Here is a 12,420-nt window from a genome sequence, read left to right as displayed (position 1 = left end):
CCGATTATTTTTTCATTAGAATTGCGGAAGCAGCGCAGCGGCTGCGGCGCTGGAAATATTAACATACACCGAAAAAGTTGTTGAAAAAAGAGGGAAAATAGGCCCAACGTTGAATAAGTAGAAATGCACTTGGAGACTGGACCTGATACGGTTTCTATATACTGGAATCTATAACATTTTGAAACGGAGGTGCCACGGGTTGAGCAGCAACGACATCATCGTTAGTTTGGACATCGGTACATCCAAAGTTCGTGCTATTATTGGCGAAGTAAGTAATGGAGCCATTAATATTATTGGAGTTGGATCTGCCGACTCGGAAGGAATACGAAAAGGGGCCATCGTTGATATTGACCAAACCGTGCAATCCATTCGTAATGCAGTGGATCATGCGGAACGCATGGTGGGCATTCAAATAAGCGACGTATATGTCGGTATACAAGGCAATCATATTTCACTCCAAACCAATCATGGCGTAGTGGCCGTATCGAACGAAGACAGGGAAATCGGCGAAGAGGATATCGAGCGGGTGCTGCAGGCGGCGAAAGTTGTTGCCCTTCCGCCCGAACGGGAAATTATCAATCTAGTTCCAAAGCAGTACCTGGTTGACGGACTTGAAGGAATTTCGGATCCGCGGGGTATGATCGGCGTAAGGCTTGAAGTTGAGGCAACCGTCGTAACCGGCGCCAAGACAGCCATCCATAATCTGGTGCGCTGTGTGGAGAAGGCGAATCTGCGGATTGCCGGCGTCATTCTCATGTCGCTGGCCTCGGGGCAGATGGCGCTAACCAAAGACGAGAAAATGATGGGGACCGTGCTCGCTGACATCGGAGCCGGTTCTTGCACAATTGCGATTTTTGATCAAGGCAGCATAGTTGCAACCTCCACACTTCCTATCGGTGGCGAATATGTCACTAGCGATATCTCCTACGGACTACGTACCCAAACCGAACAAGCGGAGAAAATCAAGCAGAAATTCGGCTGCGCATTGATTCAGGATGCGGCTGAAGATCAGAAGTTCAAGGTTATGCGTATGGGAAGCAATGTCGAGAAGGAATTCTCGCAGGTCGATCTGGCCAATATTATCGAGCCCCGCATGCAGGAGATTTTCCATCTCATGCGCCAGGAAGTCATCCGTTTGGGATTTGGGGACAAAGTAAATGGTTATGTATTGACAGGAGGCACTGTGATCATGCCCGGAACACTTCCACTTGCGCAGAGCGAGCTGGAATCAACGGTCAGGATCGCTGTCCCCGATTTCATCGGTGTAAGGGATCCCTCTTTTACAAGCGGTGTTGGAATGATTCAATATGTTTCCAAATATATGAGAAACCGGATTTCTTCGGCTCCGAAGAAGAGTGCTGGACGTAAAGCAAGCGCTCCTTCGTCTACTAAACCCGGATTGTTTGAAAGATTGAAAAATATGTTTAGTGAATTCATTTGATCGGGGGAACTAATAGAATGTTGGAATTCGATTTCGATATGGAACAACTGGCCCAGATTAAGGTCATTGGCGTTGGCGGCGGTGGCAGCAATGCCGTCAACCGGATGATTGAGAATGGCGTCAAGGGTGTTGAATTTATTACGGTCAATACGGACGCGCAAGCGCTCCATATGGCCAGATCCGAGCAGAAGCTGCAAATCGGGGACAAGCTGACCCGGGGTCTTGGAGCTGGCGCGAACCCGGAGGTTGGCAAGAAAGCTGCCGAAGAGTCACGCGAAGTGGTAGCAAATGCGCTTAAAGGGGCGGATATGGTATTCGTCACAGCCGGCATGGGTGGTGGTACCGGCACGGGAGCCGCACCAGTCATTGCAGAGATCGCCCGCGAATGCGGCGCTCTGACCGTCGGCGTCGTTACACGCCCCTTCACATTTGAAGGACGCAAGCGCTCCGGACAAGCCGAGCTTGGGATTGAATCGCTCAAGGAAAAGGTTGATACGCTGATCGTCATTCCGAATGACCGCTTGCTTGAAATCGTCGACAAGAAAACCCCGATGCTGGAAGCCTTCCGTGAAGCGGATAATGTACTGAAGCAGGCGGTGCAGGGTATTTCGGACCTGATCGCCGTACCGGGGCTTATCAATCTCGACTTTGCCGACGTGAAGACGATCATGACGGAACGCGGCTCGGCCTTGATGGGCATCGGTGCTGCGACCGGCGAGAACCGTGCGGCTGAAGCAGCCCGCAAAGCGATTCAAAGTCCTTTGCTGGAGACGTCGATAGACGGGGCGCGCGGTATCATCATGAATATTACCGGCGGTTCCAATTTGTCTCTCTATGAAGTCAATGAAGCTGCAGAAATTGTTATCTCCGCGTCGGACCCTGAAGTGAACATGATTTTCGGGGCCAGCATTGATGAGAATTTGAAGGAAGAAATCAAAGTAACCGTTATCGCTACCGGTTTTGAGCACCGCAGCAACCCGGCTCTGCGCCAAATGCCCGGTCAACAGGCCGCAGACAAGAGCGCGCAGGGAACGCCGGCAGCTTCGGATAACCGTTCACAGCCCGCTGCGCCTGGCCCCAAGCCTTTTGGCAGCCCGACCTCAAGCGATCAACTGGATATCCCGGCCTTTCTTCGCAACCGCCGGAATAACGACAGATAACAACCAGCTTTATCAACCGCTCTTCCATCTATGGGAGGGCGGTTTTTTGTATGTTCAGGAGATAATCCCCTCACAGGGCTATCTCTTAGACCCGACACATCGACAAAAAAAGATCGCTGCTGACGGCATGTTTAGACAGACATTGTAATAGGATTTAAATATACTAGACACAAGCCGCTTGAGCCTTGCGAACGCAAATGCAGAAGCAGGCGGATAGTGGAAGTACGGCAGGAAGGTGAATGTGCTGGATGCAGTTTATATCGATGTTTATTTTATGATTAACCTGCTAATAGACGGTTCTGCCCTGTTGATGACCGCTTGGGTCCGGAGCATTCGCGCCAAATGGTGGCGGGTTGCGCTTGCAGCTCTCATCGGATCGCTTTATGCGGTAATGATTATTTTTCCTCCTCTTTCATTTATGTTTACGCTTATTGTGAAATTCGCTTTGTCGCTCATTATGCTTCTTGTTGCGTTTGGTTTTCCCAGCATTCAGCATTTCGCCCGGCATATCGGAGCCTTCTATGGGGTGAACTTTGCAGCGGCAGGGGCAGTGCTTGGACTGCATTACTTGTTTATGAATGGTTCCGCACCTTTGTGGAATTCCATGATTAACGGTAATTTTCAGCTGAAATTAGGGCTGGTGTTTCTGTTTTGCGTCATTTGTGCGGGTTATTATATTTTTCGCTCGATCATGATCCAGCGCCGGGAACGCGATCTTGTTCATAGTCATCTTGCGGAGGTGAACATAACGATAGGAGATGACAAGCGTTCATGTACGGGACTTATTGATACGGGCAACCAACTGTATGAACCCATGACCCGCACGCCGGTAATGGTTATGGAGGCTTCCCTGTGGCAGGATGTTCTGCCTCCCGCGTGGATGAAGCAAATTCGGGAAGCGCAGGTCGATAAACTGCTAGCCAATATGGACGATGAACCATTTGTCTGGCGGGATCGATTACGGCTTGTGCCATACCGCGGAGTCAATGGCGGTGCTCAGTTCATGCTTGCCGTCAAGCCCGACCTGGTCGTCGTTGTAAGGGAAGGGGAGACCTTCGAAACACGTAAAGTGCTGATCGGCTTGGATGCCGGCAAATTAGTCGCAGATGGGGCGTACCAGGCGATTCTCCATCCGTCAATGCTGCAAAATCGAACCGTCACGATTGATCCAGTTCACAGTTCTTCGAGAAGGGATGGAGCGGCATGCTCGTCAAATGGAAACTGATCCTGCAGTTATATTATTATCGGATTTTATTTTTATTCGGTCTCAAGAGCGAGGAAATTTATTATATCGGCGGAAGTGAGGCGCTGCCCCCTCCCCTGACAAGGGAAGAAGAAGAATTTTTGCTGGGCAAGCTGCCTTCCGGTGATACGGCCATACGCGCTATGCTGATCGAACGCAATTTGCGACTTGTCGTATATATTGCCCGCAAGTTTGAGAATACGGGCATTCATATTGAGGATCTGGTATCCATCGGAGCGATCGGGCTGATCAAAGCCGTCAATACCTTTGATCCGGAGAAAAAAATCAAGCTGGCCACCTATGCCTCACGTTGTATAGAGAATGAAATTCTGATGTATTTGCGGCGAAACAGCAAGACGCGCACAGAGGTTTCCTTCGACGAACCGCTGAATATCGATTGGGATGGCAATGAGCTTCTGCTCTCGGATGTGCTCGGCACAGAAAATGATACGATCTATCGCAATATTGAAGAGCAGGTTGACCGCAAGCTGCTGCATAAGGCGCTTGATAAGCTGACAGAGCGGGAACGGATTATTATGGAGCTGCGCTTCGGACTGGCCGACGGCGAGGAGAAAACCCAGAAGGATGTAGCCGATCTGCTCGGGATATCGCAGTCCTATATCTCCAGGCTGGAGAAACGGATTATAAAGCGTCTGCGCAAGGAATTCAACAAAATGGTTTAGATGTAGAGCCCTCCCTAAATCCCTCCATAGGAGGGGACCCCAGAGGGGGCCGCCCTTCTGGACTCCCAGAATGGGAAACGAGAGAGGGACACACAAGCTTGCTAGAAACGTATGTGCAAAGCTCGTTTTCGTCCCTGCGGGACACACTCCAATTTTGGCGCTCCCGTGCTGCCTGTACCCCTGGCGGGGCTGGCATAACGCTTGCCGGGATAGAGGCGGCGGAGAGATTCAGCTGTGCCTGTCCTCGTTTTCGTCCATGAGGGGGACACACTTTAACTTCAGAATTATTGCCCGCAAGAGCCGCTTAGTCGGCTCTTTTTTGTTTTTATTTAACAATTGACATCAAAGGTGTATTATTCGAATAGTACACTTATGGTGTATGAACTACATAGTACACACACTGGTAGAGAGAGGTTGATATGAACGTGGACGACGGGCAAATCAACATGAGATTTAACAATCGCGATCCAGTCTACCTGCAGGTTGTCCGTTACTTCAAGGAGGGACTGGCAGCTGGCAGGCTTTCCGCAGGAGATGTCATTCCTTCACGCAGGGAAATTGCCGGCCTCCTCAAGATCAATCCTAATACGGCGCAAAAAGCATACAAGGAAATGGAGGAGCAGGGCTTGATCATAACCGAAGGAAATTCCCCGAGCCGAATCGCAAGCAATGAACAACTGATTGGCTCTATCCGGGATGAGCTTATTCAGGAGGCTGCGGCCGCCTTTATCGATTCTATCAAAAACATCGACGTGCCCGTTGAGGAACTGTTGAATGTTGTAAGAAAGCAGTATCTGAAAGGACGTCTAACGGAATAAAAGGAGGTGCCCGAAAATGATTGAATTGCAGAAGTGACAAAGAAATATGGACGCAAGAAAGTGCTGAACGGGGTATCCTTTACAGCCGAAAAAAATGAAATCACCTGTTTAATCGGCATTAACGGAGTCGGAAAATCAACTGTACTCAAAGCCATTATGGGGCTGACGCCTATCAACAAAGGTCATATATATATTGATGAACAGCCTGTTCATCATTGGCATTATGAGAGGATCACTTTTGTTCCTGATACAATCACGATGCCCGGGAGCATGACGATTAAGGCCTGCATGCGTTTCATGGCGGATTCCTACAACAATTGGAATCAGTCCCGGGCCAATGAGCTGCTGATTTTCTTCAAGCTGAAGGCGGAGGATAAAGTTGCCGAGCTATCCAAAGGAAATGCGGCGAAGCTTAATCTGCTGCTGGGACTGGCCGTCGATTCCGATTATATTCTGATGGATGAGCCGTTCTCGGGTATCGATGTGTTCAGCAGGGAACAGATTGCCTCGGTCTTTACCAGCCAGTTAATCGAGGATCGCGGCGTTATTATCACCACCCATGAAATCAATGACATGGAGCATCTGCTGGATAAAGTCGTTTCTGGATCAGGGCGCGGTTTTAAAATCGTTCAACTGCGAGGAAATGCGGCAGGAGCAAGGAAAATCCGTCATGGACGTGATGAGGGAGGTGTATCAGACATGAACCGATATTTGAAGCTGGTTCATATGGGGCTTGGCCGCTTCAGTAACATTTATTTCAGTTTATTTGCGCTTATCCTGCTGGTGCAGATGGGGGGAGTGTGGATGAAAACGCAGGATATCATTCAAATGGCCGGGAAGAGGCTCAATGGCGGCCTCGATGCTTATTTGGAATATACAGCTCAGGCAGGCAAAGCAAACTTCGCGGATGTGATGTCGAACAGTCTGTTCTTTATGGCTCCTGTCTTTCTAAGCGCCTCGGTACTGCTGCTCTATATATTTCTGATCTGGTATCGCGACTGGCTGTTCAAGCAACCTTTTATTTATCGGCTTCTAATGCTTCCGACGCAGCGGTATCATCTGTATTTCTCCAAGTTAAGTGCCATTCTTATCATGTTTCTGGGGCTGGTTGCTTTCCAGCTGCTGCTGCTGCCGCTGGAAATCGGCTTGTTTCAATCCCTTGTGCCTGCAGAATTGAGAGAGACGATTTCGACCGGAGACTTCATCCGTTCTCAATTTATGCTTCAAATTCTGCTGCCCTCAAGCTTCATGTCCTTCGTGATTTATTATGGAGCGGGCCTGCTTGCGGTGAGCGTGATTTCACGGCGGTTCTGATCGAACGGAGCTATCGGCTGAAGGGGCTTGCAGTCGGTATTTTATATGTGGCACTCTCGGTATTCATCGTGACTTGTCCAATTCTTATCCCTTTTCTGATGTGGAACACTATCATTGAAAATTATTTGTACCCTATGGAAATCTTTATCCTCGAGCTGATATTGGGCTTGATCGTCGGTGTTATTTCAATTTGCACAGGCTTATTTCTAATCAAAAGAAAAGTGGCGGTTTGACCGGGGGAGGATTACAAAAAATGAAAAGGTACGGGCTGTCAGCCGCACTTCTTGCACTGATCATTATTAGTATCGGGACTTATTACGTGCAGGCCTCATCCGGCAGCGGGCTTCCCCAGTACAGATTGACGAAGCTCAGCGGCGACGGGAAGGAGGCGGCACATATTCAATTGGATGGTTACTATGGCTCCGGAATCATTTCCGAACCCTTAAATATCGGCATACAGGGAAGTGATTATGAAACCAATAAGGGCTTCCTGGACCAGTTTTCCTTTCGTCCAAGCCCCTGGAGCCATTTTAATTCGGTCCTTGCCGGGCATCGTCAGTTTCTGAACAGGAGAATTCCATGTCGTTTACCACTGCCGGGAACCAACTTGTACGCGCAAGCGGCAGCAGCTTGGGGCTCCATATTGCCATATACAGTCTCGACGATAAGAAAATAGCGAGCGATAAGCTCATCACCTTCAAGGAGCTCGGAGGGCAGTCGATAGACCGCCTTGTTCTGCAGCAGAATAAGCTGTACGCCTTAATTGAAATTAGCGGAAAGCCGGGTCTTGCGGTAGTGGATTGGAAAAGCGGAGCTGTCTTGTATCAAGGCGCTGTAAGCGTGGAGGGGACTCCGGAGGAGCGCGAAATTTTGCTGAGCCGGCTGACTGTAATAAATCTGATTCCTTCCCAGTAATTTAAAAAAGGCTGCAGCCCTTGGCAGCTCAGGCATTGACATTCGGTTGACCGCTGATGAAGCAAATCCGGCTGCATTCCGTTTCTTGTTTCGGGAATAAATTGGAGGACCGAGGAGATACTGTAGATTAATGTTTCTCCTTGGGAGGTAATCACGTTGACCCGAAACAAAGTCGAGATTTGTGGTGTGGATACCGCAAAACTACCTGTACTTACCAACGTCGAAATGCGGGAACTTTTCACGGCTTTGCAAACACAGAATGAATGGGCAGCAAGAGAGAAATTGGTCAACGGCAACCTGAGGCTGGTACTCAGTGTGATTCAGCGGTTTAACAATCGCGGCGAATTCGTTGATGATTTATTTCAAGTCGGCTGCATCGGTCTCATGAAGGCCATCGACAATTTTGACCTTGGTCAGAATGTCAAGTTTTCAACCTATGCTGTACCGATGATCATCGGAGAAATCCGTCGTTACTTACGGGATAACAACCCGATTCGCGTATCGCGAAGCCTGCGGGATATCGCCTACAAGGCGCTGCAGGTGCGGGATACCTTGACGAATCAGAATTCAAGGGAACCGACAATAATGGAAATTTCCGAGGCGCTCAATGTGCCGAAGGAAGAAGTGGTTTTTGCCCTTGATGCTATTCAGGATCCGGTATCCTTATTCGAACCGATCTATCACGACGGGGGCGACCCGATTTATGTGATGGACCAAATCAGCGACGACAAGAACAAGGATGTATCGTGGATCGAAGAAATTGCGCTGCGGGAAGCGATGCACAAGCTTAACGAACGGGAAAAAATGATCTTATCGATGCGGTTTTTCGAAGGAAAGACCCAGATGGAGGTAGCCGATGAAATCGGTATCTCGCAGGCCCAGGTTTCACGTCTTGAGAAATCGGCCATCCAGCAAATGCAAAAGCATGTAAAAACCTGAAACGGCGCGCTATCGCGCCGTTTTTCTTATGCCCTCCCAAAAGCTTGGTCGAAGGGCTTAACCGCAGGGAGGCAAGCAGCAAGTGGACAGGAAGTTTTTAATGGGAATCAGGACATTTTAACTATATCGTACATATAGTAATAGTAAAGGCAGGAGCGGAAAGAAGCTGCTGATGCACGCAAAACCTCTGCGGAAACGTGGTGAGTACCGATTGAAAATATCCGATTTTCAAACGAAGGATGTCATTAATATCGTCGATGGCCGCAAGCTGGGTCAAGTGAGCGATTTGGAGCTGGATCTGCGGCAGGGGCGAATCGATTCGATTGTCGTGCCGAGCTATACCCGATTTTTCGGGTTGTTCGGCGGCGGCGGAACGGATGTTGTGATCCCTTGGCGCAATATTGTGAAAATCGGCACGGATGTAGTGCTTGTACGGATCGATGATACGAAGGTGCACAAGAATGAAGACGAGGAACAAGGAGCAAGGTAGGTTTCAAAGGGCGCTTCTTCGGCTTGGGCGGGCGGATAACACCGCTCGCATGAGCCGCTGCCCCTATGGTAAACTGGTAGCGGGGTGAGCGATGATGATGGAAGCATTCAAACGTGAAGATACAGCGAAGGGGCCTTCGCTTTTTTTATTGCCGCAATGGGCGGAGCAGTATGCCGGTTTGACGGCCGGTTTCACCAGCAGGCTGGGCGGGACAAGCAGCAAGCCATGGACATCGCTGAACTGTGGACTGCATGTAGGCGATGAAACGGCGGCAGTGGTCAACAACCGGGCGCTGCTTGCAGATGCCCTGGATTGGCCTTTTGACAGCTGGACATGTGCGGAACAGGTTCATGGCAATCATATCCACCGGGTAACGTCAATAGATAGGGGAAAAGGACGTTTAAGCCGGGAGACAGCGATTGCCGATGCGGATGCGCTTGTAACAAACCAGAAGGATATTTTGTTGACCTCCTTTTATGCAGACTGTGTGCCGCTGTATTTTTTTGCTCCCAAGCAGGGGGTAATCGCGCTGGCTCATGCCGGCTGGAAGGGCACGGTGCTGGAGATTGCGCGGCATACCGTACGGGCCATGGCGGATGGCTACGGCTGCGCTGCAGAGGATATCAGGGCGGCGATTGGTCCGTCCATCGGAAGCTGCTGTTATGAAGTTGATGAGACCGTGCTTCGGCGCATTGAACCGTTGGTTGACGAATTCGGTCCGGAGTTCCGGGCCAATCCGGAGCTGTGGATGCAGCCGACGGAAAATGGCCGGGCACGGATCAACTTGAAAGAAATCAACCGACAGATTATGATAAAAGCAGGAATTTTGCCGATGGCTATCGAATTATCTGAGTGGTGTACCGGCTGCAATACCGAACTCTTCTATTCTCATCGTATGGAAGGAGGAGCAACTGGGCGCATGGTCAGCTGGATTGGCATGAGAGGTGAACGGTTAATATGACCTTGTCGGAACGGATTGAAACGGTGGAGCAGCGGCTGGCCGAGGCTTGCGGGCGCAGCGGCAGAAGCCGGGAGGATATTGAGCTTATTGCAGTAACCAAATATGTTGGCGTAGAACAGACTGCTGATGTGCTCCGGCAGGGGCTTAACCATCTGGGCGAAAATCGCTGGCAGGATGCCGCTGCCAAATGGAATGCGATCAGCGGGGAAGGAAGCGGCTCCAGGCTCCCGGATCTTCCGGAGGGACAAGCCCGATGGCATTTTATCGGATCACTGCAGACCAATAAAGTGAAAGAAGTCGTAGGGAAATTTAACTATATACATTCGCTTGATCGTTCTTCACTGGCGCAAGCCATTGAAAATCGGGCGCAGCAGCTTGGAATCATCGTACCCTGTTTCATTCAGGTGAACGTATCAGGCGAGGATAGCAAGCATGGCTTGGCTCCCGAGCAGCTTCCCATGTTTGCGCGAGAGCTTGCAGATCTGCCCCATATTGAGCCCGTTGGGCTTATGACCATGGCCCCGCTTGACGCGGAAGCGGAGCAGGCCCGTCCGGTTTTTCGCGGGCTGCGTCAGCTGCGGGATGAATTAAATGCTTTGGCATTGCTTCGTCAGCCCGTGAATGGGTTATCTATGGGCATGTCCAATGATTTTGAAGTGGCTGTTGAAGAAGGAGCCACATGGCTTCGATTAGGGACGGTACTAGTCGGCAAAAGCTGACACAACGGTCATAGCTATGCCTTCCGAAGTGAGTTTCTGGCTTGCTTTGGAGTGATCCATGAGAAGTATCACCAGAAACTCAGTAACGCTTTCGAAGTGAGTTTCTGGCTTGCTTCGGAGTAATCCGCGAGAAGTATTACCAGAAACTCTTAGGAGGAATGGATAATGAGTGTTATGAATAAATTCATGAGTTTTCTTGGGCTGCAGGAGGAAGAAGAAATCGTCGAACGTGAAAGAATTGAGCATCATGAGGAGCAAGAGGTTGAAACTTCTCCATTCGAAGCACGTAAACAATCTACAAAAGGCAATAATGTAGTTAGCATCCATTCGCAAAAAAATGTGCGCGTCATTCTGAATGAACCCCGTTCTTATGACGAAGCCCAGGAAATTGCCGATCATCTGCGCTCACGGCGCGCAGTCGTTGTCAATCTGCAGCGGGTGCGTACGGATCTGGCTGTGCGGATTGTTGACTTTCTGAGCGGAACCATCTACGCTCTGAATGGAAGCATTTCGAAGCTTGGACCGAATATTTTTCTTTGCACGCCGGATACGGTTGAAATCCAGGGAACGATTACGGATATGCTGGCAGAAGAGAACGAATACAAAAAGACGAGGTGACCTTTAGTTGGACTGGAATGTAACGAGCATTGTCATGAATCTTTATACGATCTACAACTTTTTGATTATTGGCTACATTCTTTTGTCATGGCTCCCAAGCGCGCGCGAAAGCTTTATCGGCGTGCTGCTGGCTAAGATCGTAGAACCTTATTTGACGCCATTCAGACGGATTATTCCTCCCATTGGCGGAATGCTCGACATTTCCCCCATCGTTGCCTTGTTTGCACTCCGGTTTGTGGCATATGGGATTATCGCGATTCTCAACATGATTTTCCAATGAAGCCAGAAATCTATGTGCATTTCCATCCTGATGAGCGTGCTTTTGTCGATCGGGCCTCGGAGTGGGTCGAACGGGCAGCATTTGGCCATGAGATGAAACGCACGGACTTCCTCGATCCCAGACAGGTTGATATTCTAATGAGTTTGGCTAACCGCCAAATGGACATACAGGTTAAGCTGATGGGCGGATATGAGCAGGCGGAGCGCCGGCGTGCTCTTATCGCGCCGGATTACCGGATACTGGATGATGAGCCTGAAGGTATAGCCTTGATTCAGATTACGGCCGGCACCGGAGGGCATCTTCAGCTCGATCACGGGGATTACCTTGGCGCGCTGCTCGGGCTTGGAATCAAGCGGGACCGGGTAGGGGATCTTCACATTCACCCCGAATTCTGCCATTGTCTCGTTGAAGAGGAAATTGCCGACTATGTGAACATTCATTTGCGTCAAGTTCACCGGGTTCACGTCCTGACGGACATTGTTCCGTTAACCGGTCTGCAAGCAGCGGCTCCGGTGCTGGAGGAACAGAACCTATCGGTGGCTTCTTTGCGTCTGGACGGGATTGCAAGCGATGTTTACCGGGTCAGCCGGTCCAAAATCGTGGATCCCATTCGCGCAGGACGCTGCCGGGTCAACTGGCGTGCGGAAGAAGATCCTTCAGCGATGCTTAAAGAAGGGGATGTCGTTTCTTTTCAGGGCCTGGGCCGATTTAAAGTCCTTAGCGTCGAAGGTGTTACGAAGAAAGGCAGAGTTCGGGTGAAAATCGGCAAATTTATATAGTACCTTGCAGGATTTTAGCCCGATATGTCGAATGTAAACAGGCAGACCCGAACTAATTGT

Annotated in this window: 14 protein-coding genes and 1 pseudogene; all 15 read left to right on the top strand. The window is 50.0% G+C overall.

Annotated features, from left to right (window positions below; genetic code table 11):
* Positions 1–199: 199 nt before the first annotated feature.
* The 15 genes and pseudogenes from ftsA to AC0YNV_RS10880 all read left to right on the top strand — a co-directional run bounded on the left by ftsA (position 200) and on the right by AC0YNV_RS10880 (position 12,360).
* Positions 200–1,441, top strand: coding sequence for a cell division protein FtsA (gene ftsA, locus AC0YNV_RS10950; protein ID WP_210046568.1), 1,242 nt, complete (start codon positions 200–202; stop codon positions 1,439–1,441).
* 17 nt (positions 1,442–1,458) lie between these two features.
* Complete coding sequence (gene ftsZ, locus AC0YNV_RS10945; RefSeq protein ID WP_475768126.1) at positions 1,459–2,601, top strand: cell division protein FtsZ; 1,143 nt, start codon at positions 1,459–1,461, stop codon at positions 2,599–2,601.
* A gap of 274 nt (positions 2,602–2,875) precedes the next feature.
* Complete coding sequence (gene spoIIGA, locus AC0YNV_RS10940; RefSeq protein ID WP_475768419.1) at positions 2,876–3,826, top strand: sigma-E processing peptidase SpoIIGA; 951 nt, start codon at positions 2,876–2,878, stop codon at positions 3,824–3,826.
* Complete coding sequence (gene sigE, locus AC0YNV_RS10935; RefSeq protein WP_210046565.1) at positions 3,805–4,527, top strand: RNA polymerase sporulation sigma factor SigE; 723 nt, start codon at positions 3,805–3,807, stop codon at positions 4,525–4,527. The genes spoIIGA and sigE overlap by 22 nt, the downstream gene beginning before the upstream one ends.
* Positions 4,528–4,946: 419 nt before the next feature.
* The gene (locus tag AC0YNV_RS10930; protein WP_475768125.1) at positions 4,947–5,345 is read left to right on the top strand and encodes a GntR family transcriptional regulator; all 399 of its coding nucleotides are present in this window, start codon (positions 4,947–4,949) and stop codon (positions 5,343–5,345) included.
* Between the two features lie 24 nt (positions 5,346–5,369).
* A pseudogene (locus AC0YNV_RS10925) lies at positions 5,370–6,048 on the top strand (ATP-binding cassette domain-containing protein).
* Positions 6,045–6,659 carry a hypothetical protein gene (locus tag AC0YNV_RS10920; protein WP_475768124.1) on the top strand — a complete coding sequence of 205 codons (615 nt, stop codon included), beginning with the start codon at positions 6,045–6,047 and terminating at the stop codon, positions 6,657–6,659. The pseudogene AC0YNV_RS10925 and the gene AC0YNV_RS10920 overlap by 4 nt, the downstream one beginning before the upstream one ends.
* Before the next feature lie 579 nt (positions 6,660–7,238).
* Positions 7,239–7,574 (top strand): hypothetical protein, encoded by a 336-nt coding sequence (locus tag AC0YNV_RS10915; RefSeq protein WP_475768123.1) that lies wholly within the window; start codon positions 7,239–7,241, stop codon positions 7,572–7,574.
* A gap of 156 nt (positions 7,575–7,730) precedes the next feature.
* A complete protein-coding gene (sigG, locus tag AC0YNV_RS10910) occupies positions 7,731–8,513 on the top strand; it encodes an RNA polymerase sporulation sigma factor SigG (RefSeq protein ID WP_188992832.1) in 783 nt (260 codons plus the stop codon).
* Positions 8,514–8,724: 211 nt separating this feature from the next.
* Positions 8,725–9,003: a PRC-barrel domain-containing protein gene (locus AC0YNV_RS10905; RefSeq protein ID WP_210046560.1), complete on the top strand. Its 279-nt coding sequence runs from the start codon at positions 8,725–8,727 to the stop codon at positions 9,001–9,003.
* Between the two features lie 91 nt (positions 9,004–9,094).
* Positions 9,095–9,964, top strand: a complete 870-nt coding sequence (pgeF, locus tag AC0YNV_RS10900; protein WP_475768122.1) for a peptidoglycan editing factor PgeF — start codon at positions 9,095–9,097, stop codon at positions 9,962–9,964.
* Positions 9,961–10,683, top strand: coding sequence for a YggS family pyridoxal phosphate-dependent enzyme (locus tag AC0YNV_RS10895; protein ID WP_475768121.1), 723 nt, complete (start codon positions 9,961–9,963; stop codon positions 10,681–10,683). The genes pgeF and AC0YNV_RS10895 overlap by 4 nt, the downstream gene beginning before the upstream one ends.
* Positions 10,684–10,848: 165 nt before the next feature.
* Positions 10,849–11,301 carry a cell division protein SepF gene (locus AC0YNV_RS10890; protein WP_210046558.1) on the top strand — a complete coding sequence of 151 codons (453 nt, stop codon included), beginning with the start codon at positions 10,849–10,851 and terminating at the stop codon, positions 11,299–11,301.
* A gap of 34 nt (positions 11,302–11,335) precedes the next feature.
* Positions 11,336–11,581, top strand: coding sequence for a YggT family protein (locus tag AC0YNV_RS10885; RefSeq protein ID WP_210046588.1), 246 nt, complete (start codon positions 11,336–11,338; stop codon positions 11,579–11,581).
* Positions 11,578–12,360: a YlmH family RNA-binding protein gene (locus tag AC0YNV_RS10880; RefSeq protein ID WP_475768120.1), complete on the top strand. Its 783-nt coding sequence runs from the start codon at positions 11,578–11,580 to the stop codon at positions 12,358–12,360. The genes AC0YNV_RS10885 and AC0YNV_RS10880 overlap by 4 nt, the downstream gene beginning before the upstream one ends.
* The last annotated feature ends 60 nt before the right edge of the window (positions 12,361–12,420 follow it).

The sequence above is a fragment of the Paenibacillus sp. JT31N11 genome, from assembly GCF_056269285.1.
Note: the sequence above shows the minus strand (reverse complement) of the source record. Positions and strands in the feature narration are given on the sequence as shown.

Bases quoted from the DNA above. Each gene is read 5' to 3' on its own strand.
- AC0YNV_RS10885 (WP_210046588.1), top strand. From the start codon at position 11,336: ATGAATCTTTATACGATCTACAACTTTTTGATTATTGGCTACATTCTT.
- AC0YNV_RS10930 (WP_475768125.1), top strand. From the start codon at position 4,947: ATGAACGTGGACGACGGGCAAATCAACATGAGATTTAACAATCGCGAT.
- spoIIGA (WP_475768419.1), top strand. From the start codon at position 2,876: ATGATTAACCTGCTAATAGACGGTTCTGCCCTGTTGATGACCGCTTGG.
- ftsZ (WP_475768126.1), top strand. From the start codon at position 1,459: ATGTTGGAATTCGATTTCGATATGGAACAACTGGCCCAGATTAAGGTC.
- AC0YNV_RS10895 (WP_475768121.1), top strand. From the start codon at position 9,961: ATGACCTTGTCGGAACGGATTGAAACGGTGGAGCAGCGGCTGGCCGAG.
- AC0YNV_RS10890 (WP_210046558.1), top strand. From the start codon at position 10,849: ATGAGTGTTATGAATAAATTCATGAGTTTTCTTGGGCTGCAGGAGGAA.
- AC0YNV_RS10880 (WP_475768120.1), top strand. From the start codon at position 11,578: ATGAAGCCAGAAATCTATGTGCATTTCCATCCTGATGAGCGTGCTTTT.
- pgeF (WP_475768122.1), top strand. From the start codon at position 9,095: ATGATGATGGAAGCATTCAAACGTGAAGATACAGCGAAGGGGCCTTCG.
- sigE (WP_210046565.1), top strand. From the start codon at position 3,805: ATGCTCGTCAAATGGAAACTGATCCTGCAGTTATATTATTATCGGATT.
- AC0YNV_RS10915 (WP_475768123.1), top strand. From the start codon at position 7,239: ATGTCGTTTACCACTGCCGGGAACCAACTTGTACGCGCAAGCGGCAGC.
- AC0YNV_RS10920 (WP_475768124.1), top strand. From the start codon at position 6,045: ATGAACCGATATTTGAAGCTGGTTCATATGGGGCTTGGCCGCTTCAGT.